This window comes from Persicobacter psychrovividus (assembly GCF_036492425.1).
GTDB lineage: Bacteria > Bacteroidota > Bacteroidia > Cytophagales > Cyclobacteriaceae > Persicobacter > Persicobacter psychrovividus.
Window position 1 is genome coordinate 2968686 of record NZ_AP025292.1, and the last position, 24145, is coordinate 2992830.

Sequence of the window (24145 nt, forward strand, 5' to 3'; positions counted from 1 at the left end):
TTTTAGGATTACAATATGGAAAGCACGATATATACCCCAGAGCAAATCAACACCCTGCCAGAAAAACCAGGGATTTACCGATATTTTAATCAAGACAACACACTGATTTACGTCGGAAAAGCCAAAAATCTGAAAAAACGTGTTCAAAGTTATTTCTTTAATAAAAATCGACACGACAGAAAAACCCTCCGACTGGTCAACGAAATCCACCACCTCGAAATCACCATTGTAGATTCTGAGCTTGATGCGCTGCTCCTTGAAAATAATCATATCAAGGCCTACCAGCCGAAGTACAACATTCTTCTGAAGGATGATAAATCGTACCCCTATATCGTGATCACCAATGAGCCCTTTCCAAAAGTATTTTCTACACGCCAATACAAAAAAGGCTACGGTATTTTTTATGGTCCATTCTCCAACGTAAGGAGTATGCACACTATTTTGGAGCTCATTCGGGAGCTTTTTCATATTCGAACTTGCAGCCATAACTTATCGGAAAGAAATATTCAGGCAGGAAAATTTGAGGTTTGCCTGGAATATCACATAAAAAAATGTTTTGGCCCTTGCGTAGGCAAGCAATCTGAAGAAAACTACCTTCAGGACATCGATCAGATTAAAAACATTCTGAAGGGTAAATTAGGTCCTGCAAAAAGCTATTTCAAGACGCAAATGAACCTTGCTGCCGAAAACCTCGAGTTTGAGAAAGCTCAGACCTTCAAGCACAAACTTGAATTGCTTGAACAGTTTCAGGCAAAAAGCATCATTACCAACCCTAAATATGAAGACATTGATGTCTTCGCTATCAAGAGTGATGAACAATCGGCCTTCGTTCATTATATGAAAATCATCAACGGAGCCATTAGCCAGACCAAAACCATTGAGGTTAAAAGAAAGCTGGAAGAAACAGATGACGAAATTTTGCAACTATGCATGGTTGATTTTCGAAAGACCTTCAACAGCCAGGCGAGTGAGATTCTGACCAATATTGAAGTAGAGCCCTGGGATGAATTAAAAGTTACTATTCCCAAAATAGGCGACAAACGTAAACTGCTCGAGCTGGCGATAAAAAATGCCTTATTTTTCAAAAAGGAAAAAATTAAAAATGCTGTTAATAATCGCCAGGAAGATAGCCGCCTGATGAAAGTGATGGCCAATGACCTGAGAATGAAAATCCCGCCGAAACATATTGAGTGTTTCGATAACTCCAATATCCAAGGCACTAACCCTGTCGCCTCAATGGTTTGCTTCAAAAATGGCAAACCAAGTAAAAAGGATTATCGGAAATTTCATATTAAGACTGTCGTCGGTCCCGATGACTTTGCCTCGATGAAGGAAGTCGTCGGCAGAAGGTATGGCAGGCTCATTAGAGAGGGGGCTGATCTTCCAGACTTGGTCGTTATTGATGGAGGGAAGGGACAGCTGAGTGCCGCCGTAGAGGCTTTAAAAGAAGTGGGGGCTTATAGCAAGCTGACCATTATTGGCATTGCAAAACGACTTGAGGAACTTTACTATCCTGGAGATCAGTTTCCATTGCACCTGGATAAAAAGTCCGAAACACTTCGAGTATTGCAACACCTGAGAAATGAGGCACACCGCTTCGCCATTACATTTCACCGCGATACAAGAAGTAAAAACAGTTTCAAAACCATCCTTGAGGATATTCCGGGAGTTGGCCCCAAAACCATCGAAACTTTACTGAAAGCCTACAAATCAACTGAAAAGGTAAAACAAGCCAGCTTATCTGACTTGACTCAGGTTGTTGGTAAGCAGAAAGCACATGCCATTATCGATTATCTTAAAATCCATTAAATACAAAAAGCCGAAGCATATGCCTCGGCTTTTTAATTTAGGTGTTATGAAAAGTTTTTAATATTCCCATAGATTGTGTTCAAACTCCATCAACTTGTATTCCTCTTGTTGAGAGGCATAAAGAGCTTCCTTAGCGCCACCATAGATAGAGTAAAGATCCTCATCAGATGGGTTGGAAACTTTATAAATTCTGGCTTTGAACAAACGAAGTAAGAATGCATCAGCAAAATTCAATGTTTTTGACTGATTGTACATATTGTACCACTGTGCTCTGTCAGGCATTGATCTGAACAATTGCTCCAAATCCTTGTACTTGAAAGAAGCCAAAGGCACTTCCAATCCATTCAATGTAAGGGTTGCTGGAATCTTGATCGTGATCGACTGAATATCATAAAACATTCTTGAACGACTCTTATCAAAAATAGCATCCTCAACAATTTCCAGCAAAGTCAGCTCGTCAGGGCGTATATAGGTTTTTGAAGGAGCTGCAGAAGCCGTAGCATTTCCATCATCTCCCCAACTGTCGCCACCGCCCCAGTCGTCGCCGCCGCCATCGTCAATTCCTTTCACTTCAAGACGCTTCATGAACTCTTCTTTTGAAATCCGGCGATCATCAGATACTGAGTCAGTATCATAGGCCGTAAGTTCTCCGTTTTCTACCGCATCGATAATGAATCTTGTGATTTCATTATTAACCGCAAAGAATGGACGGTTTTGTTTTTCTTGAAGGTCCATTCTTCTCCAAACACGCTTTTTAAACAATTGCTTGGATTCATGGATAGGACGAACGCTATTTTCATTAAAACCTTCGTCGTTCTCTTGTGCAAAGGCTGAACCCACACACAAAAGCATCACGCTTAATAATAATACAAAATTTTTCATAACACCTGTCTATAATTCTTAGTTGATCGCAACGTTGGTAATTACATTACTTCCCATCTCAACAACTTCAGTTTTATCACGGAAATTGCGACGCTCAACTTTTTTAATCTCAATTACAAAACGCATTCCTGGCTTTGCTTTTCCAATCACGGATGATAAATCAGCCTGACCACCTCTCACACGGATAGGCTTGGCTACTGGGCGAGAACCTTGCGCCAAAGTAATTTCAGCTTCAGCGATACGGTAACGCGCATCTTTCGGCAAGAATTCAGCAAACGACTTATCTGGAGCAGCAACCAGTCTAACTTTTCTCAAGTTACTTGGTGCTTCACCTTTTTTCAAGTCCACTGGCTTACCTTTCATGTTGAAAATCTCAATTGTAGGCAATGGAATCTGGCGAACCTTGAATTTCTCAACACCAATTGTGTTACTGTTGGAACGAACCGTTAATGCTACAGATTTCGAGTTAGGAACAACCGTTACCTCACCTTTTTTCTTGCCAGGGTATGTTTTTCCCCCTGTCGCTGAAAATGTTGGTTGGTATGCAGACCCCAATGCTGGAACCTGTACGTTCAGTGAGTTACCACAGTTCAAATAAAGTGCTTGAACTGAAGCCGACTGAATTTGGATAACAGGCTTAGCAACGAAATATTCGATATCCTGCTCATATACCTTATCCTCACCACCTGGCTGTGGAATTTTAATCGAAGCCTTGAATGTTTTCTTAGCCAAGCCTTCTTTGTCATATTTCCCAGGAGTTGCAGTGAACTCAAGCTCACCTTTACCATCAGCACCTACTTTCAGTGCTTTACCGTTCATAGCCATCGTTGGCTTCAAACCTGAAGAAGAAGCTGCAATAAACATTTTAGCTTTGTACTTAGCTCCCGCAGCCACTACCTGAGACTCAGGCAATACCATTGGAACAATCTCGTCAAACTGAATAGTACCTGCACCAATTTTACCGCCAAGCTTTTTCAAAGTCTCCGACTCACGTGCCAACACCTCTGACTCAAACTGAGAAAGCGTTGCTAAAATCGAAATCATCGGCGTATGCTCAAACGTAAAAGAAGTAAAGTCTTTTTTCTTTACGTCCTTGTTGTTTTTGTATTCTGGCATGTCTGCAGGCTCTAAAGCAATAGGCTTAAGATTTGCTTTCACCTCAGCTTCCGCTGCCTTTGCGTTCAAAAAGCTGACATAACTGTTCAGTTTCTCTTTTACTTCAGTACCATGCTTTTCAAGAACAAAATACTGAGCCACTTTGTCCTCATCAGACATCCCTGTAGGGATTCCTGTCTCTGGATCAATACCACCTGTTAATTTAGTGATATGCTCTTTAACACCATCGATATAAGATAACACATTTTGTGTCTCTTCACGTACCTGACGTGCCTTTTCCAATACTGCTTTGTCTTCTGCACGGCCACCGCCCTCTTCAACTTTAGCAGACATTGATTTATTCACATATTGGCTGTTTGTATCAACTGTCTCGTTGTTTGATCGCTCCATGGACTGATTGATGATATGGAATTTCTCCATCACCGAACCACTCACCTGCATTGCGATCAAGGCCAAGAATACAATGTACATCAAGCCAATCAGTTGCTGTCTTGGGGTTTCTTTTCCTCCTGCCATAATTAATATTATTTTTTAGTGGAGAAAATTACCCTTTCATAGCTGTCAACATGCTACCATAAACCTTATTCAATGAATTAAGATTGTTCGTCAGCTTGTTGATTTCACCTTTGAATTGCTCACTTTCTTTCGCCGCATCAGCCATGTTTGACATTGCGTTCGAAATGTTTCCGTAAAACTTGTTCATTGCCTGAATATGATCTTTAGAATCTTTCAATTCCATTTCATAAACAGCATTTAATGCAGTCAAATTCTTCGTTACCGTCTGAACCTGTCCTTGGTAAGCCTGCGTGTTATTTGCCACAGCAGCCATAGATTCTGAAGCTGATTTAGACGCTGAAATGATTTGCGTAACCGCCTGCTGAGAGTTAGAAGCCGCCTCGTTCATGGTTTTTACCGTGTTTCCGTAAGCCTTATTTACTTCTGTCATTTGAACTGACGCCTGCTTAACAGCATTAGCATAACCATTCGTAGCATCAACCACACCTCCCAAAGAAGACAATTTAGTTACTGAAGTAGAAAGGTTTTGCATGCCTTTACCTAAACTGTTCACCAATTCAGGGCCAATATTTGCTGAAGCTAACATACCGTCAAGCTGCTTTGCTACAGAATCATTTCCTTGTTGTATATTTCTTTTAGGAGCATCTCCTACATAGTCGTCCGCCAATTCTGGATAAACACGAGACCACTCTGGATCTTTATGCTGAGGAGCAAAAGCAAACATAAGGAACAAGATTGCTTCTGCAATCATACCGATGTTCAAGATAATACTTGCACCTGGGTAGTGCTGAATCTTAAACAAGGCACCAATAATTACAATAGCAGCACCAATACCTGTTGCTTTAGGAGCGATTTTTTCATAAAAATACTCCATGAATCCACCTTTTTTCTTACTCATTATAATAGATGTTTAGGTTTTTAATGGGAAAATAAAAATTTTTAAAATTCGGTTCCTGTCGAACGACCCAAATAAGTCATTGCACATCTGAATCCAATATAAGATCGGGTAGAGTCTTGGTATTCAAAATCTCTTGTTCCCAATTCCAAGTAGTAAGCAATATCTTTCCAAGAGCCTCCACGAACAACTTTACGAGGCTCGTTATCATCATTGTAAGTGGGGTTCATATCCCATACCAATGCAGAAGCTGCAGGGTTATATGCGTCCTGGCACCATTCAGAAACGTTACCAGACATCTCATACAAACCATAATCATTGGAAAAGAAAGAATACACTGGGGAAGTGTATGCATAGCCATCATCGTAGTAGTTACCACGACCAGGCTTAAAGTTCGCCAACATACAACCTTTGGCATTACGTAGATATGGGCCACCCCAAGGGTATTTTGCCATATCACGGCCACCACGAGCAGCATATTCCCATTCAGCCTCAGAAGGCAAGCGGAATTTTGGCATGCGGAAAAGTCCTTGTTCTTCTTCTCTCCACACATTCAGGTAGTTGGTTCGCCAGTCGCAAAAGTATTGCGCGGCAGTCCAACTCACACCAACAACTGGGAAGTCGTCATATGCAGGGTGGAAATAATAACTTTCAAGTAAGGGATCACCATAATGGTGCGTGAAGTCTTTCATCCAAACAGTGGTGTCTGGATAATATTTCGCCATAATTTCTTCTTCCCCCAATACACTCACGGAATCCTCCAGTAAATGATTGGTGAACTGACGATACTCATTATTAGTGATTTCAGAATCATCCATATAGAACGAACCGATCGTCACTTGTTTATTCATATTGATTTGAGAACGCGCGACATCCTCGTCAGCTTGCCCCATGTGGAACGTACCCGCAGGAATTGGAACCATCCCAAATGGAACATCCATGGACCAACCTTCACGGCCATCAGCTCCGATCAATTCACCTTGATCATCGAAGCCTCCACCGCCACCGAAAAGCCCACAGCTTTGCAGCGCAATTGTTATCAAGCCCAAAGAAAAAAGGGTCTTGAGTTTCAGCACACTATTCATAACACCTGTTTTGAAGAATTTGAATTCTACTAATTGTTTGATACAAGCTCCCAAAACTACCCAAATATAACGGGATAGCCCAAAAGCTCACATCTTTATTTATACTTTACACAAAATTTACGCTTAATGCCTGAAGCGAGGGGTACGTACAATTTTCTTGTTAATATTCCCTGACATCGGCAATGCATAAGAAATCATAAATTCATGGGAAGTAGACGCTTTAGCTGCCTGACCAAACACCACGTAGTCAAAGGCATACCCAAGTTTCAATGTATTGTCCTTGAGCAGAGAATATCCCATCATTAATCCAACAGATTCAGACCAGCGAAAGTTCATGCCGCCCCACATCTTCTCTTTGTAAGTTCCGCGAACGGCCAGTTCCATAGCATAATTAGCGAAATCTGTTCTCATAAAGATAGAAGGAGTTATGATTAAATCATAATTAAATTCATAATCATATCCCGCAAATAAATCTAATGTTTGGGGTGCTGCATCACGCAGATCGGAAGTTCCAAAGTCAAATTCCACATCCATGAGATGATTATAAGACATTCCTCCATAAAACTTCTGTGATTGGAAAAAGATTCCCAGACTCATATCTGGCCGAATCTGAGAAACTTGCCCTGTGGCTGCCCAGTCTTCATCTACGATAGTCCTCCAGACATCGTTGTCAAAAGAGCGGGAGTACATTCCCACATTCAAACCAAAACTTAATTTGGACTCTTTGATTCTTAGATGATAGGCATAAGATGCTCTGATAGAGAGGTCGTTGACCGCAGGCAGGTTGGAGTTCTCAATGACTAAACCAACCCCACTACGAATACGATAAACGGGCGCATCCAAGGTAAAAAGCTGAGTATTGAGCCCTGCTCGCCCATCAAATGATGAGGTATTGCCCAACCATTGCGATCGGTGCAACAATGTGGCACGGGTATAACCCTCCACTCCTGAATAGGCGGGGTTAAAGGATAGGGGTACAAATGGTGCTTGCGAATACATGGGAGCTTGCTGTGCGAATCCCTGTATAATTACACCAAAGACACCGATCAAAAGTATCGAAAAAAAGTTGACGTTAAAACGCATAGGTTAGGTCGGGTACATTATAAAATAAATACAGCGTTGTTATCAACGCTATATTTACTTAAAATGTGATTAACATGCAAAAAAATTGGTGTAGGATTTCTATAAACCGTTGGCTTTTTTCACATAAAGCTCCAAAGCACCCGTCATTGAGGGGGCATTTGGTAATGGAGCCTCAATATTCAAGCTTAAATTTGCATCTTTAACCGCTTTTGCTGTTGTTGGTCCGAAAGCCGCAATTCGTGTATTATTTTGCTTAAATTCAGGGAAATTTACGAACAAGCTATTGATACCCGAAGGACTGAAAAATGCAATAATGTCATAGTTCACATCAGAAAGATCTGATAAGTCACTTGCCACAGTGCGATAGATAATTGCCTCGCTCCATGTGAAATCATTGTCATCTAAAAAGTTGGGGATATCATCCTTTCGAATATCCGAGCATGGGAAGATATACTTCTCATTTTTATGCTTCTTAAGGATTTCGATTAAATCCAATGCTGTACGTTGCCCTACAAATACTTTACGCTTTCGAACTTGGATGTACTTCTGCAAATAGTTTGAGGTTTGTTCCGAGATACAAAAGTATTTCATATCAGCTGGAACCTCCAGTTTCAAATCCTTGCAGAGTTTAAAAAAGTGATCCACCGCATTTCTACTGGTAAAAATCACCGCAGTGTGAGCCAAAATATCGACTTTTTGCTTTCGGAATTCTTTGTAACCTACTGGTTCAATTTGAATAAATGGGCGGAAGTCAATTTGAATACCATATTTTTTCTCTAATAAAAAATATGGTGATTTGTCGCTCGCAGGCTTTGGCTGGGAAACCAAAATTTTTTGTACTGGGTTAAGATTATCTTTATCAGTAGTTGTTGACATAATAAATTGGAAAAATTATGTAAATTATCACCAAGTTGAAACGATTTTCACCGCTATAAAAAGTGGTAAAATTTCTGAGGCACAAAGGTAAGAAAATAAATTCACATAACTAAATACGCCACTGAACCCTAACTTCACAGCGAGCCATAAAGTACGGAACAGACCCATAAATAATACAATAAAAGTGATGATTTGTGGTGTAATCAAGCGCATATCTCCCGATATGGAAATCACTAAAACAGCCAACAAACTGATGTTGACATACCATATTGATAGCCTTAGATACTCAAGAAAATGGAAACTTGGTGTTTCTTTCAGACTTAGTACAGACCCCAAGTTTAATAAGAACAGGTACTTAAGGTAAAAGAAAAATACAATTAATAATACCGATAATAAAAAATAAAAAATAATCGTTTCCCAACCTAAACTAAAGATTAATTCTGCATTTAACCTCATCAGCAGGCTACCGATCAGTATGGCCAATGCAAAAGAGTGAAAAATCAATAGTACAGCATTCTCTTTAGTAAATGGAGTACCTCTAAATAATACCCCATCTGCCCTGTTTTTCTTTGGAAATAGCGATAAATACATCGATGCGGCATATGGAAAAGCATTCATGTATAAGGCATAAAAAGCCAAAAGAACAATCAGGCTGATCACCAAAAATTCTACCCGATAATCTTCACTCCGCTGGCTTAATTCAATGAACTTCTTCTTATTTACTTCCGTTTTTGCCTGCCGAATTTGAATGCCCGAGGTTCCTCCGCAACGTAAAAAGCCCAGCCTTAACGCCTCTTGTGTAGCTCCATAAGGCTTCTGAATCGCCATTATCGACGTTTGCAGCAGGGTATCTTCACTAAAATAATGATAGGGTGCCTGATCAATAAAAACAGCCGTATGCGCTGGAATAGTAATTTGAAGTTGGCCACTGTCAGAGGCATTCAAAATATACTCCCGCAAATCATTGGTATCTTTAACAGGGGCAATCACCTGAGAGAAAGAGGGCGCCGTTGCGCTGAGAACGAACAACAACAGCAGAATATATTGTTTATATTTTTGCATAAGATCAATTGAAAGGTCAAAAATAAGCAACAGAGTTTAAATTCCCATTACTGGGAAAAATTAAAGCGTGGATTATCCGAAAGCCTTTCCATTTATTTTCATTTAATTTGTAAAAAAAAGTGGCTGGAATATACATACACATCCCATTTTGCCGTCAGGCCTGCTATTATTGTGATTTTCATTTTAGCACGAGCGGACGTCTGCGCACCGAAATGATTACCTCTATCATTGCAGAAACTGCCCTGAGGGCACATTACCTCTCCAACGAACCCATTGAAACGATCTACTTTGGCGGAGGCACTCCCTCTTTATTGACCGCTAATGAAATTCAGCGTATTTTAGATACTATTCAGGCTAAATTCAATATCGTTTCCTCTCCAGAAATTACCCTTGAAGCCAACCCCGATGATCTTCATAAAACCTATCTTCAGGATTTAAAAAAGCTTGGCGTTAATCGTCTAAGCATCGGAATTCAGAGCTTTTTTGAAAAAGATCTTAAATTACTGCACAGGATTCACGATCGGGATCAAGCACTTAATTGCGTAAAAGATGCACGTGATGCGGGCTTTGACAACCTGAACCTCGACCTTATTTATGCCATGCCTCATGGCACAGATGCCGAATGGGCAGAAAATCTGAGGCAGATGATGCAACTTGCACCGACGCATCTCTCTGCTTATGCCTTGACCATCGAAGAGTCGACCGTTTTTGGACGATGGTATCAGAAAGGAAAACTGCGGCCTGTTGATGAAGACAAGGCTGCTGATCAGCTGGAAATGCTGATGGATGTTACTGCGCAGCATGGGTATGAGCATTATGAAATCTCCAACTTCTGCCAGCCAGGCTATGAATCCAAGCACAACAGTAGTTATTGGCTTCAGAAGAAATATCTGGGCTTGGGCCCGGGAGCACACTCCTACAATGGGACCGAGCGCCACTTTAATGTCAGTAACAACCCGAAATACGTCAAGCAGCTATCTGCTGACTTATTGGCCTGCGAAGGTGAAAAGCTGACAGATAATGACCGTATCAATGAATATTTGATGACCAGATTACGCACCAAGTGGGGAATTGACCTCCGCAGGATGGGAAAAGACCTTCATTTCGACTTAATGAAAAACTATGGCGATTATATCAATCACCTCCAGTTACAGGGACATCTGTTCATAAATGAGGAAAATATTACTTTGACCAGATCAGGAAAAATGATCGCAGATGAAATTACTGAGCACTTATTTCAGATGTAATATTCTCCCAGTATTTGCTCTTTTTGATGAATTATAAATGCGAAAACTGAAACCTTTGGCGGATGTTAAGCCTATGCAATAAAATGGGACAAAAAGCGCTAAAGGCTCATCATATCCTTGAACTTAGTCGCTTGTCGGCGGCTAACTTCTACTTTTTCACCCCCCTTGAGCTCCAGCATCAGCCCTCCGTTAAACCAAGGTTCTATACGCTCAATCCATCCTAAATTCACGATATGCTTTCTTGAAACCCGAAAGAAATAACGGGTATCAAGACGCTCGTCTAAAGCATTCAGTGATTTGTGGATCATCGGCTTATATTTATCAAAATGCACCTTGATATAGTTACCATCAGACTCGAATAAGCGGATTTCTTCCAGCTTCACAAACCAGCAGCGGTCGCCATCTTTCACAAAGACCTGATCCTTCACCCCCAAAACATCACGAGCGGGGCTCACCTCTGCAACACTTTCGCTGGCATCATCGCCATTTTCTTCTGACGGCAAATTCAGCTCCATCAATTTCTTAATGGTATCCTCCAGCCGCTCTGGCTGAATAGGCTTTAGTAGATAATCCAGCGCATTCACTTCAAAAGCCTGAATGGCATATTCATCATAGGCCGTTGCGAAAACCACATAAGGCACCTTGTCCAACATCGAAAGTAGCTCAAAGCCATTTTTGCCAGGCATCTGAATATCAAGAAAAATTAAATCAGGCTGAAGGCTTTTGATTTTCTCATAGGCATCATCCACATTTTTGGCTTCCCCAATCACCTCAATTTCACTATGTTTCTTCAACAAAGAGGTCAGCTCTTTTCGAGCCAAGCGTTCATCATCAATAATCAGTGTTTTCATAATTTTTCAGTTTTTGAGGAATATATAAGGTGGTCAGTACGCCATCCTGATCATTTTTTATCTCAAATTTTGCCTGCTCCCCATACAGCAACTCCAGTCGCTGGGTGGTATTGGCTATTCCGCTTCCTTTTGCATTATTGAGCTGCACTTCATCAAGTGCGCCGCTATTCCAAATCGAAAAGATCAAAATATCCTGTGCTTGATTCCATCGACTTTTAATGGTCAGAAAACCACCTTCGGTCAATTGCCCGATACCATGCTTAATCCCATTTTCAACAAGAGTCTGTATCATCAAGGGAGGGATTTTGGCTTGTAAAGTATCAGAATCGATATCAAAATCAAAGCTCAGCCGTTCTTCATATCTAATTTTTTCCAATGCCAAATAATCCCTGACGGTTTCCAGCTCATCTTTTAATTTGATGACTTTCTTTCTGTTGATCACCAATGAATTCCGCAAAATCCCTGAAAGCTGAGTGATGGCCTTTTTAGCATCTTCGGGTTCTTCTTCCACGAGTGCGCGAATGCTGTTAAGTGCATTGAAAATAAAATGAGGATTCATTTGGGCTCTGAGCCTGTTCAGCTCAAACTCACGCGTGGTCGCCTGATACTTCAACGTCTGATTTCTTTGCTCCAGGTAATGGTACAAAACGTAGATCAACGACCACAAAAAATAAAACACCATAGCGGTAAACACCGAGACACTGATGAAGAGTATTCCGAAATCGTGAGCGGGATCGAGCAGACCTGCAAAAAAGTAAGTGATCACCTGAAAGCAATAGGTTGATATCGCCAATAGAAATGAGGCGACAAATACTTTAAGTACGAGTCGGGTAAAGTTTTCTTTGAGCCACCCGTTTACTTTGATAAACTCACGAAACAAGTGTGTGGAGACCAAATAATATAAAGCGACAGCAACAATTTCAAAAACTTTGGAGGAGTCGAAATTTTTTGAAATGATCAACAGTACAATATGCAAACATGCGTAGACAGTCCAGCCCAAAAACTGTAACAACCAATAGGCTTTTATCTTATTCATTTATCGGATTCAATAATTTTATGCAATGTAGAAAGAAGGAAACGAATACGCATCTTGTTTTTGACCAATGGTAAATTGCCGTTTGAAGCGGATTTTTTTTCTGTTGGTACTGCTTCCTCCTCTTTCAAGTGGGAGGCCAGGAATACTGATTACTAAAGTGCAGGTCTGAAAAAATGATAAAGCCGACCCACGACTTCACGACTTCACGACTTCACGACATCAGCTCCAAAAAGAAAGAAGACCGAAAAATAAAATATCCTAAAGTGATTATTCTGATTCGATTTTAACGAATAATGACTTTTTCTCAAAAAAATTATCAGCCCTTAAACCCGTAAAATACATGATTATTGTCAGCAGTAAATAAAGCATTATTCAGTTGTGCCGACTAAAATTTCAAGGATGATTCGTAAAAGCCAATAATCATCTTTGAAAGGTCTAATTCACCGAAAAAATACGCTGAAACAACCTCAATTTTATCTCAATTTCACCGCTTGAACTTAGGCAACAAAAAATAGCATGTCAGCGTCATATATTATATATTCGCAAATACAAAAACGAAATTAACGGTCATTTTAAAATATACGACTATGAAGGGTTTGTTTTTTACATTATTCGCAATTCTTAGTCTTAGCTTTGTTACTCCAGTTTTCGCTTTACCAATGGCGGGTACCTCAGAAGAAATCAATGAGGATTTACCACCGATGGGAAAGATTGAAATGCCGAAAACTATGGGTAAGTTTATTTTGATTGATCAGGATGGAGGGATCATTCGTTGTGAAGAGACGCTTGACCTGCAGAAGGTAAATCAGAACCCTGCGCTTCGTCCACTTTTAAAACATTCATTTTTTATCACCGAAATTGGAGGTGACGCATTTTACATGTTGATGTAAAATTATTTTTAGCGAAAATAGTAGTAGCGTTGTTAAATGAAAGAACCCGACCATGTTTGAATATGGTCGGGTTTCTTATGTCTTAGTGGTCGTTACTTCAGTTCTTCTTTCAGGAATTTCCCCGTATAGGATTTTCTTGATTTCACCAGCTGCTCGGGAGTTCCAGTAAACACGATCGTTCCACCGCCATCCCCACCTTCAGGGCCAAGGTCGATAACATGGTCAGCGACTTTCACCATATCAAGGTTGTGCTCAATCACCAACACCGTATTTCCTTTATCCACAAGTTTATTCAGTACATTCAACAGGTGTTGAATATCCTGAAAATGAAGTCCCGTGGTTGGTTCATCAAGAATATAAAACGTTTTTCCAGTATCTCTTTTCGATAATTCAGATGCCAATTTTACACGCTGAGCCTCTCCGCCAGAAAGGGTTGTTGCGTGCTGCCCAAGGGTAACATAGCCCAATCCTACCTCTGAGAGGGTTTTAATTTTCCGTAAAATTTTCGGTTGGTTTTCAAAGAAGTCCACGGCCTGTGTAACGGTCATGTCCAGAACATCAGAAATCGACTTGCCTTTAAATCGAACTTCCAGCGTCTCTCTGTTGTAGCGCTTGCCCTTGCAGGTTTCGCAATGCACATGCACATTTGGCAGAAAATCCATCTCAATGAGTTTCATCCCAGCCCCTTCACAGGTTTCACATCTTCCGCCCTTTACATTAAAGGAGAATCGGCCAGGCTTATAACCACGAATTTTAGCCTCAGGCAAAGCCGAGAATAACGCACGAATATCTGTAAACACGCCTGTATAAGTGGCAGGGTTCGATCTTGGTGTACGGCCAATCGGGGACTGATCCACCTCAATCACCTTGTCAATCTCTTCAAGCCCATCAATTTTCTGATAAGGCATTGGCTCCTTATGGGAACGGTAAAAGTGATTGCTCAGAATAGGGTAGAGGGTTTCGTGGATCAGGGTAGACTTCCCGCTTCCTGAAACCCCTGTTACCAAAATCATTTTCCCCAAAGGGAAATCCACACTTACATTTTTCAGGTTGTTTCCTGTCGCTCCTTTTAGGCTCAGCAGGCTTCCTTTTCCTTCCCTGCGGGTTTTGGGGATAGCAATTTCAGTTTGCCCACTCAGATAATCTGAAGTGTTGCTTCGCTGTTTAAGGATTTCCGAAGGTACCCCTTTGGCTACAATTTCTCCACCCAAACGACCAGCACCAGGACCAATATCCACAATATAATCAGAAGCCAGCATCATGTCCTTGTCATGCTCGACCACAACAACGGTGTTACCGACATCGCGCAAAGCCTTCAAAGAGTTGATGAGTTTCACGTTATCCCTTTGATGCAAACCAATACTCGGTTCATCGAGAATATACATCACGCCCACGAGTTGGGTTCCTATTTGCGTCGCCAGTCGGATGCGTTGCGCTTCCCCTCCCGAAAGGGTTTTCAGCGGGCGATTCAGTGATAAGTAATATAAACCAACATCGAGCAAAAAGCCCAGACGTTTTCGGATCTCTTTCAGTATTTCGGTAGCAATTAATCGTTGGCGATCATTCAGGCGATCTTCAACCCCTTCGAGCCATGCGCCGAGCGTATCCAAACTCATGTTTGCCAGCTCAGAAATATTTTTGCCATCGATTAGGAAATGGCGCGACTCAATACGCAATCGGCTACCTTCACAATCAGGGCAGGTTTTTCGGGCAACATAATCTTTTACCTGTGCTTGCATTTTATCGGTGCCCTGAGTCATGATCTGCGACAAAAGCGCATAGACCCCTTCAAAAGTGGTGTTCCAGTCTGTGCCTGGGTGTTTTTTGGAAGAAACCGCCACAGGCTCATCATCGCCCTCCAGGATTTTATCCAGTACCCCTTTGGGTAGATCTTTGAGAGGGGTAGAGATAGAGCAATCATTACGCTTGAGTACCGCTTCAATTTTTTTGAAAAACCAGGTATCCCGATATTCTCCCAAAGGTGCAATACCTCCACGACTGATACTCAAATCAGCATCAGGAATAATCGATTCTTTGGTAAACTTTTCAATCAGTCCCAGTCCGTTACATTTTGGGCACGCACCGTAAGGGCTATTGAAGGAAAAAGAGTTTGGCGCGGGCTCATCATATGCCAGGCCAGAGGCAGGATCCATTAAAAGTTTGGAGTAGTAATGAATATCGCCCGCCTCATCTTGTAGAAATATCAAGCCTTTCCCGTGCGACATGGCCGTTTTTACCGACTGCGCCAAACGGAAACGGTCTTTCTCCTCCACCTTCAGGCGGTCGATAACAATTTCAATATCGTGGGTCTTGTAACGGTCAAGCTGCATTTTCGGCTCCAAGTCAAGAATCTCGCCATCGGCACGAACTTTCGTGAAGCCCAACTTACGGATTTGCACAAAAAGCTCCCGATAATGCCCTTTACGCCCTTTCACGACGGGTGCCAAAATAATGGCTTTCTTCCCAGAATAAGCCTGAATAAGCTGATCGATAATCTGATCTTCCGATTGCTTGACCATCTTGTTGCCTGTCTGATAAGAAAAGGCTTCAGATGCCCGTGCAAACAGCAAGCGCAAGAAATCATAAACTTCAGTGGTTGTTCCCACGGTAGAGCGGGGATTTCGTCCCGTTGTTTTTTGCTCGATAGAAATTACGGGGCTCAACCCTTCAATTTTATCGACATCTGGCCGTTCCATTCCCCCCATAAATGAGCGGGCATAGGCAGAAAAACTCTCCATGTACCGACGCTGACCCTCGGCATAAATGGTATCAAAAGCCAGGGAAGATTTCCCACTGCCACTGACGCCAGTAATGACGACCATTTTATTTCGTGGAAAGCTAATATCTATATTCTTCAGATTATGTTCTCTGGCTCCAAAAACCGAAACATGGCTATGACCTGTTTCATCAAATTGGCTGTTTTGCAATGCAGTCTTTTTAGGCATAGTATTTATTATAGGCACCAATTAACAAAGATAACAATTGGCAAGGAGAATAAAACCCTAAACCGCCTTCATTCCCCGACACTTCCCTTGTTCCCCGATGGGCTGTTTCAGGCAGTGGTATGGTAAGTGAAAGGGCAGCCGCTTCCCTTGTTTTCAGCATCAACCGATCGTTACCTGAAGGAAACACCCCATGACCTCGATTAGTTTTTAAATCCCGCGCGATAACCTTCCATTGTCCCCATATATTTTATTTACAGATGCTCTCGTGAACAACAGAAAACCACACTAAGCTTAGCGATTGCCTCATGATCTATTATTGAAGGCATCAGCGCATACCATCCAATCGGGTTTCCTTAATCAGTAATCAAAAATAGAAGGTCTGATTCACGAAGTCAGAAAGATCGTGTGGCGTTGAGGCATCCTGTCACCACTTCCTCCTGGGTTCATCAATAATTCGCCTAAAGTGCTGGCAAATATTTTCAGAAGGGCACTTGCTACGCATTGAAAAGAAATTTTCAATCAAAAATATAACATATTAAAGAAGTTACTTTTTTTAGAAATCATTCCCGACCCTGATTTTTTGGACAAAAAAAATAGCTTGACTGTAAATGTTACGAAAAATAGCCATTTCAAAAGTTCGCTTTATCACTTTTTATAGATTTCCAACAAGCACCTCCCACTTGACAAAATCAAATCGCTAAAAACAAGAAACTTAGCCACATTCATGATTCTTATCAGTCGATCAACTGATAAAAGAAATGAAAATGAGCTTAAAATTTGGTGTACTTCGAGCCTTCAAAAAAGATATATCACCCAAAAACATAATTCACCCGTCTTATGAATGTCATTAAACGAAGTGGGGCTGTTGAGCCATTTGAATCCCAAAGAATTGCTATCGCTACTGAAAAAGCAGGTGCATCGCATGAGTTATCCCTCTGTATTGCACAAGAAGTCGAGGAAAAAATTGTCGCCTCTTCTGACTATAAATTTTTATCAGTATTCGATTTAGAGCGATTGGTGGAAGACCGTTTAATGTTTCATAATGAATATGAGGTGGCACGAAGCTATATCGAATACCGCAGTATTCATGCGGTAACACGCCAAACCGACAGCATGATCCTCAAGTTTGCGGATGAGGCCATCAACTTGTCGAATGTAGAGAACGAAAATGCCAACATGCCCGAGCACGTTTTCACCGCCAAGCTGACCCGTATGTCTTCGGAGGTTTCTAAGGAATACGCCAAAAACTTCCTGATTCCAAAGAAGCACATCAGAATGCATGAGGAAGGTTGGATTTATATCCATGACTTCAACTCTTATGCCGTAGGAATGCAAAACTGTATGTTCGTGGATTTGGGTGATCTGATGAGCAAACCAATTTACACTTCCAACGGATCTATGCGACCTCCACGTTCAATCCGTTCTGCCATGCAGTTGGTGGCGGTCATTTTTCAGTGTCAGTCGAATTGCCAGTTTGGGGGTATTGCCTCCAATAAATTTGATTATGACATGGCACCTTTCATAGGGATGTCATTTGAAAAACACTTCAAAAATGCCGCAGAACTTTTAGGGATAGACATCACCCCAGGCATGAATCTTCAGATGGAAGATACCGACCTGATGGCGAATTTCCCAAAAGCTTATGCGTTTGCCCTGAAGAAAACACGTGAAGAGGCTTTTCAGGCAGCAGAGGCACTGATTCACAACCTCAACCACCTTGAATCACGGGCAGGAAATCAGCTTCCTTTTGTTTCGATCAATTATGGAACAGATACTTCTGCTGAAGGCCGACTGGTCATCGAATCCATGCTCCGATCAACCATCAAAGGGATCGGGCAGGAATTTTCTACACCTATATTTCCGATCCAGATCTGGAAACATAAAAAAGGCGTGAGCGACGAAACAGGGCGCAATGGCGATTTGCTGAAATTGGCGATCGAGTGTACAACAAAGCGCGTGTATCCCAACTATGTGAATGTTGACGCAGAAGTTTACGAAGCTAAAACCCCCGATGAAGAAGCCGCGACAATGGGTTGCCGTACCCGTAACGGTAAAAATCGCCACGGATCCAACGGGAAGTCTGGTCGCGGTAACCTGAGCCCTGTAACCATTAACCTCCCAAAGCTGGCCATAGAAATTCAGAAAGAAAACCCTTCTGATCCGTGGGCTGCTTTTAATGCCCAACTACTGGAACTGATCGATACAGGTGTAGATATGCTGACTGAGCGATTGAAATGGCAGAAAAAACAGCTCGCAAAATCGGCACCATTCATGTACCGAAACGACACCTGGAAAGGCGGCGCCAAGCTGAAGGAAAACGACCGCATTGGTGAAGTACTGAACTCAGGAACACTTGCCGTTGGCTTTATTGGTATGGCAGAAGCTTTGATCGTCATGATGGGCAAACACCACGGAGAAGATCAGGCCGCTTATCTTAAAGCTCAGGAGATTACAAAACTGATGTATGAGCGTGTCAATACACATGCCGACCGCACCAACCTGAACCTGTCTTTATATGCCACACCTGCCGAGTCCCTGTGTCATAAGTTTGCCAAATTACTGAACAAACAGTATGGTGAAATTAAGAATGTCAGCGACAAGGATTTCATCACCAACTCTTTCCATATTCCAGTATGGCACGAGATTGATGCCATTGAAAAAGTGGAAAAAGAAGCCTTCTTCCATCATTATTGTACCGGAGGCTCGATCACTTATATCGAACTGAATTCCGATTTAAGCAGTGCCCCTGATGTATTGCTGCCAGTGGTGCAGCATGCCATGAACAGCGGAGTGTATTATTTTGCCATGAACATTCCGATCGATGATTGTATGGAATGTGGCGAAAGAGGCCTGATGCCTGAAGAATGCCCAAAATGTGGCTCTGATGACATCATGCGTTTGCGTCGTGTAACGGGGTATATCACAGGGAACTTTCGTGAGCGTTTTAACAACGGCAAGCAAGAAGAGGTAGGCATGCGTGTTAAGCACCATTTTAAAGGATAACCTACAATAGCACGAAAACAAAAGGCGGGGACATCATATCCTCGCCTTTTGTTTTTTATCGTATTGTTACAACCCACAATTTTTAGGGGGCTATTTACAGGTTATATCCCTGAAGGGTGGTAACACTATTTTTTCATCAGTGCCAAAGCTGTTTCAGCAAGCCATGCCGTACCCAGCGGCAACACCTCCTCATTGAGGGTCATGGCAGGGTGATGCAACGAATGCGAAACTTCAGGAGCAATCATACTGCCCAACAAACCAAAAACAGAAGGTACCTGCTGTGCCATAAAAGAGAAATCCTCCGCGCCCATTGTTGGCGGAATCCTGATCAGTCGCTCCGCACTGCCAAGCAAGCCCACAGCCACTTCAGCACCTACCTTTACCGCTTCAGGGTGGTTCTCCGTAACATCATAATGCTGAGTGATGTCATAGATAGCCGTTCCTCCATACATTTCCGCTGTTTGTTTCGCTATCGCTGAAATCCGATCTCGGAGCACCTGCATGGTCGCTTGAGAAAGTGCCCGCGAAGTGCCCTCCAGCACTACTTTGTCAGCAACCACATTCGGAGCAAAGCCGCCATTGATTGTCCCTATCGACACCACCGCCGCTTCAGTAGGCGAGATATTTCTTGTAACGATCGTCTGTAACTGGCTAATCACCTGCGCGGCAATGACAATCGCATCCACCCCCATCTCAGGCGACAATCCCCCATGGGAGGCTTTGCCATGAATCTCAATAGTGAAAATATCCGCCGCCGCCATAATTGGCCCTTCCTGCACACTCATCACACCACTTGGCATCATTGGTACCTGATGCAAAGCCACCGCATAATCCACCCCATCCATCACCTGTTCCTTCACCATGCGTTCTCCTCCCGAGTAACGGTCGGGATCATCGTAATTATTCTCCTCAGCAGGCTGAAAAATAAAACGGATCGTTCCCTGAAAGTCTTCCTGATGAAGCAACTGCGCCGCCCCAAGGAGCATGGCCGTGTGTGCATCGTGTCCGCAGGCATGGGAAATATTGGGTACCGTCGACTGAAAAGGAAGGCTGGTCTGTTCCTGAATGGGCAGGGCATCCATATCAGCACGCAATGCAATCGTCGGGCCCTCTCCCTTAACCATATCCGCCACCACCCCTGTAACTGCAACGCCCGTTCGTGGTTCAAGCCCCAATGCGCTCAGCTCAGCAGCCACTCGTTCTGCGGTCTGAAACTCCTTGTAACCCAACTCTGGATGGGCATGAAAATGCCTGCGATGCTCAAGGATATAGGACTGAATAGACTTTGCTTTTTCTAAAATCATAATGGTATAAAAATCTATTAATGAGAAAAATACAAGATACTTATAGTTCTTAAACTCCCTTGATTTAAAGGGAGTTTATTAATATTTATATAAAAAACATTTTTAAGCTAACTGCACATCATGTAATTTTGCACCTTAGAAAGTATCGGGTATATTAATGAAAATGAATTCAAAATGATGTGTCTTTATTTTGTACCTTATTACAACGAGCATCGATCTAAATAAAAACTAAGAACTATTATATGAAGAAGCTGTTATTTACGCTTGGAGGCGTTATTGTGCTTATCATTCTTGCCTTGGCTATTGCCCCTTTTCTTTTTAAAGATAAGATAGAAGGGGCGGTAAATGAGGCCATGAAAGAAAACCTCAATGCAGATGTTTACTACAACACCGATGAGTTTTCACTTTCATTCTTTAAAAACTTCCCCAACCTCACCGTTGGGATGCAAAATTTTGGAATTGTAAATCATGCCCCTTTTGAGGGCGATACACTGGTGAAGGTTGGCGAGTTTAACATTTCGGTGAATGTGGCCAGTTTAATCTCGGGAAAAGTAAGCCTGAATAATGTATCTCTCAAGCAGCCCGACATTCGGGTGAAAGTCCTTCAGGATGGCCGTGCGAATTACGACATCGCTAAAGCGACAGAAGAAACAGCCCCAAAAGAAGAAACGGCCTCAGAAGGCGACGGCCCTGCGATTTCCATCAACCACTGGGAAATTATTGATGGCCGATTAAGCTACGACGACCTTTCAAGTGATCTCCATTTCAATATGCACGGACTTCAACACCGTGGCGCAGGAGATTTTGCGAAGTCAAATTTTGATATGACAAGCAAAACCCACATCGAAGGCATGAACCTGAAGATGGAAAAAACGGCCTATCTTGAAAACAGGCCTTTCGACCTTGATGCGACGGTCAATATGGATTTGGAACACATGAAATTCACCCTCAAGGAAAACACCCTGAAGATGAATGATCTTGCCTTGCATGTGGAAGGCTTTGTGGCCATGCTTGCGGATGAAAACATTCAGGTGGACCTGAAATTCAACTCGCAGGACAACACCATTAAATCGGTGCTCTCGCTGGTACCAAAAGTATTCCTCGAAGATATTAAAGATGTTAAAACCGATGGTAACTTTGAGTTCAAAGGATTTGCCAAAGGGTTTTACAATGCGCAACAGATGCCTGCATTCGGGCTCGATTTTAAATTGGACAATGGAAATATCCGTTACCCTGATTTGCCTACGGCCATCCGTAATCTGAACTTTGAACTTCATGTAAAAAATGAGGATGGGGTGATCGACAACACCTCTGTCAACATTCCGAAGTTTCATGTTGATCTTGGTAAAAACCCTATTGATGGAAACCTGATGATCAAAGACCTGAAGAAATTCCCTATTGACGGTGCCATTAAAGGAACGATCAATTTGACTGACCTGGCAGATTTGGCGCACCAGCAGGGGCTGAAAATGAAAGGGGTTTATAAGATCGATATCAATGCGCACGGTTATTACGACAGCCTCACCAATACGATTCCAGTTTTGGATGGTAGCATGAGTTTGACCGATGGCTACTTTGAGTCCAAAGATTTCCCGATTCCTGTGGAAGGGATGAACTTTACGGCAAAGGTACAGAGCCCTGAAGGAAAAATGAGCTCAACAACCATGATGGTGGATAATTTCCGCATGATGATGGAGCAGGAAACGTTTACGGCTTCCATGAAAATTTTCGACCTGAATGATCCTAAGTGGGACATTAAGGCACAAGGAAATGTGGATTTGGCGACTATGGCCAAAGCTTTCAAGCTCGACAGCATGGAGCTCGAGGGGAAAATCTATGCCGACATCACCACCAAAGGGAAAATGTCTGATGTAGAAAAAGAAGCCTACGACAAGCTCCCAACAAGTGGTAAGGTCAATCTGAAAAACCTCATCTTTATCAGTCCTGACTTCCCGCAGGGAGTACGCATTGCAAGTGCCAACGCCGTTTTCAATCCAAAAAATATCGAACTCAGCAACCTGAGTGGCAAGATTGGTAACAGCGACATGAACATTAAGGGGAAAATCAGCAACTACATTGCTTATGCCCTCAAGGACGAAACCCTTCGCGGCACGATGACTTTCAACAGTACCCGTTTCAACCTGAATCAGTTTATGGTCGAAGCGCCTGAAGATGAAGAGGTCGCGAAAGCGGAAACCAAAGATCCTGACAGCGCGCAAGAGGTGGTGGTGATTCCTAAAAATCTCGATCTGACGTTCATGGCATCTATTAAAGAAACCATCTACGATCAGATGGTTCTCAAAAATCTGAAAGGGAAAATCAGTCTGAAAAATGGCCTGGCAACCCTGGACGGTGTGAATTTCAATACCATGGGCGGTAAGGTAGGCATGAGTGGCGTTTATAACTCTACCAATGTCAGGAAACCATCTTTCGGCTTTAATTTCGATATGAGTCAGATAGACATTCCGCAGGCTTATGCATCGCTGAACACCGTACAGGCGGCGGCACCTATTGCCAAGGAGATGAATGGAAAGTTCAGTACCAATTTCTCTATGAAGGGTATTTTGCTGAAAGATATGAGCCCTGATATGAATACGATGGATGGCTCAGGAGATATTGAGATCCGTGAGGCATCGGTAAAAAATTCAGGAATTGTAAAAGGCATTTCGGCCATTTCAGGCTTCTCGAGTAAAAGTGAGAACATCAATATGAAAGATGTCATCATTAAAACACGAATTGAAAACGGTCGGGTGAAGGTGCAGCCTTTTGATGTGAAAATTGGCGAGTACACCGCAACAATTGATGGCAGCAACGGCTTTGATAAATCCCTTGATTACAATATGAAAGTATTGGTGCCTACCAAAGGGTTGGGCAAAGAGGCCAATAAAGTGATTGGTGATTTGTTTGGCACAAAAACGGATGTGGTACCCGAGGCGATGCGTTTCAACTTTAAAGTGGATGGCAATTACGACAAGCCAAAATACAAACTGGTAGGGACGGAATCTGTCGCTGGAAAAAGTTCTTCCAAAAGCAACTCCTCGAATGCCAATAAGGAAACCCCAAAAACAGATGTAAAGAAAGAAGCCCAAAAGATTTTGGACAAACTCTTCTAAACAAAAAATAAAGACATCGGGTAGATGGCTGGTGAAAGAAAATTTCCTCTTTCACCAGTACACCTCCCACACCACCCTGCATACGGATCCGTACAGGGCGGTTTCTTGTCTTGAAATTATTAACCTCAATGACTTTCATTTCCTGTCGTTATCTTTCGGCATAAACACTCTTACCTATTTTCGGATTCCGTCCTATCTTCCAGTAAGGAGTCCCTTTCGGGCATCTGCTATCATCTGCTTTACAGTAACTTTCAGTTGAAAATCTGACAAGATTCAGTCCTTCCATAGATTGTGAGACCTCTGTAGTTCTTACAGCTCATTGCCTCTATGTACTATGACCTCTGCTGACTTCTCGCAATAAACCTTTTTCGACCAGGTATTACTGTCTGCGAGACCTCCCGCGGTAAGACGACTTAACTTTCTCTCCATCTA

16 protein-coding genes are annotated in these 24145 nt (G+C 42.4%); 5 read left to right on the forward strand and 11 right to left on the reverse strand.

Annotation, left to right across the window (positions count from 1 at the left end; all coding sequences use genetic code 11):
- Positions 1-15: 15 nt before the first annotated feature.
- Positions 16-1809, forward strand: a complete 1794-nt coding sequence (gene uvrC, locus AABK40_RS12835; protein ID WP_338397212.1) for an excinuclease ABC subunit UvrC — start codon at positions 16-18, stop codon at positions 1807-1809.
- A 57-nt stretch (positions 1810-1866) separates the two neighbouring features.
- Here uvrC and porN read toward each other — a convergent pair whose 3' ends face one another.
- From porN to AABK40_RS12870, 7 genes are all read right to left on the reverse strand, one after another.
- Complete coding sequence (gene porN / locus AABK40_RS12840; protein ID WP_338397213.1) at positions 1867-2691, reverse strand: type IX secretion system ring subunit PorN/GldN; 825 nt, start codon at positions 2689-2691, stop codon at positions 1867-1869.
- An 18-nt stretch (positions 2692-2709) separates the two neighbouring features.
- Positions 2710-4323: a type IX secretion system motor protein PorM/GldM gene (gene porM / locus AABK40_RS12845; RefSeq protein ID WP_338397214.1), complete on the reverse strand. Its 1614-nt coding sequence runs from the start codon at positions 4321-4323 to the stop codon at positions 2710-2712.
- Positions 4324-4351: 28 nt separating this feature from the next.
- Positions 4352-5221 (reverse strand): type IX secretion system motor protein PorL/GldL, encoded by an 870-nt coding sequence (porL, locus tag AABK40_RS12850; protein WP_332919596.1) that lies wholly within the window; start codon positions 5219-5221, stop codon positions 4352-4354.
- A gap of 41 nt (positions 5222-5262) precedes the next feature.
- Positions 5263-6303: a T9SS ring complex lipoprotein PorK/GldK gene (porK, locus tag AABK40_RS12855; protein ID WP_332919595.1), complete on the reverse strand. Its 1041-nt coding sequence runs from the start codon at positions 6301-6303 to the stop codon at positions 5263-5265.
- Between the two features lie 123 nt (positions 6304-6426).
- On the reverse strand, positions 6427-7386 hold the full coding sequence (locus AABK40_RS12860) for a PorP/SprF family type IX secretion system membrane protein (protein ID WP_338397215.1): 960 nt from the start codon (positions 7384-7386) through the stop codon (positions 6427-6429).
- A gap of 99 nt (positions 7387-7485) precedes the next feature.
- Positions 7486-8262 (reverse strand): uroporphyrinogen-III synthase, encoded by a 777-nt coding sequence (locus AABK40_RS12865; protein ID WP_332919593.1) that lies wholly within the window; start codon positions 8260-8262, stop codon positions 7486-7488.
- A 27-nt stretch (positions 8263-8289) separates the two neighbouring features.
- Positions 8290-9324: a DUF4271 domain-containing protein gene (locus AABK40_RS12870; protein ID WP_338397216.1), complete on the reverse strand. Its 1035-nt coding sequence runs from the start codon at positions 9322-9324 to the stop codon at positions 8290-8292.
- Between the two features lie 119 nt (positions 9325-9443).
- Between AABK40_RS12870 and hemW the strand changes: the two genes are divergently transcribed.
- Positions 9444-10571 (forward strand): radical SAM family heme chaperone HemW, encoded by a 1128-nt coding sequence (gene hemW, locus AABK40_RS12875; RefSeq protein ID WP_338397217.1) that lies wholly within the window; start codon positions 9444-9446, stop codon positions 10569-10571.
- A gap of 98 nt (positions 10572-10669) precedes the next feature.
- Here hemW and AABK40_RS12880 read toward each other — a convergent pair whose 3' ends face one another.
- Positions 10670-11422 carry a LytR/AlgR family response regulator transcription factor gene (locus AABK40_RS12880; RefSeq protein ID WP_338397218.1) on the reverse strand — a complete coding sequence of 251 codons (753 nt, stop codon included), beginning with the start codon at positions 11420-11422 and terminating at the stop codon, positions 10670-10672.
- Positions 11403-12458: a sensor histidine kinase gene (locus AABK40_RS12885; RefSeq protein ID WP_332919589.1), complete on the reverse strand. Its 1056-nt coding sequence runs from the start codon at positions 12456-12458 to the stop codon at positions 11403-11405. Before AABK40_RS12885 ends, AABK40_RS12880 begins: the two co-directional genes overlap by 20 nt.
- A gap of 587 nt (positions 12459-13045) precedes the next feature.
- On the opposite strand from AABK40_RS12885, the gene AABK40_RS12890 reads away from it, so the two are divergent.
- Positions 13046-13348, forward strand: coding sequence for a hypothetical protein (locus AABK40_RS12890; RefSeq protein ID WP_332919588.1), 303 nt, complete (start codon positions 13046-13048; stop codon positions 13346-13348).
- Between the two features lie 92 nt (positions 13349-13440).
- Here AABK40_RS12890 and uvrA read toward each other — a convergent pair whose 3' ends face one another.
- Positions 13441-16293 carry an excinuclease ABC subunit UvrA gene (gene uvrA, locus AABK40_RS12895; protein ID WP_338397219.1) on the reverse strand — a complete coding sequence of 951 codons (2853 nt, stop codon included), beginning with the start codon at positions 16291-16293 and terminating at the stop codon, positions 13441-13443.
- Between the two features lie 837 nt (positions 16294-17130).
- On the opposite strand from uvrA, the gene nrdD reads away from it, so the two are divergent.
- Positions 17131-19296 carry an anaerobic ribonucleoside-triphosphate reductase gene (gene nrdD, locus AABK40_RS12900; protein ID WP_332919586.1) on the forward strand — a complete coding sequence of 722 codons (2166 nt, stop codon included), beginning with the start codon at positions 17131-17133 and terminating at the stop codon, positions 19294-19296.
- 125 nt (positions 19297-19421) lie between these two features.
- On the opposite strand, the gene AABK40_RS12905 is transcribed toward nrdD, so the two are convergent.
- Complete coding sequence (locus tag AABK40_RS12905; protein ID WP_332919585.1) at positions 19422-20600, reverse strand: M20 metallopeptidase family protein; 1179 nt, start codon at positions 20598-20600, stop codon at positions 19422-19424.
- 242 nt (positions 20601-20842) lie between these two features.
- On the opposite strand from AABK40_RS12905, the gene AABK40_RS12910 reads away from it, so the two are divergent.
- Positions 20843-23713, forward strand: coding sequence for an AsmA family protein (locus AABK40_RS12910; RefSeq protein WP_338397220.1), 2871 nt, complete (start codon positions 20843-20845; stop codon positions 23711-23713).
- Positions 23714-24145: the final 432 nt, after the last annotated feature.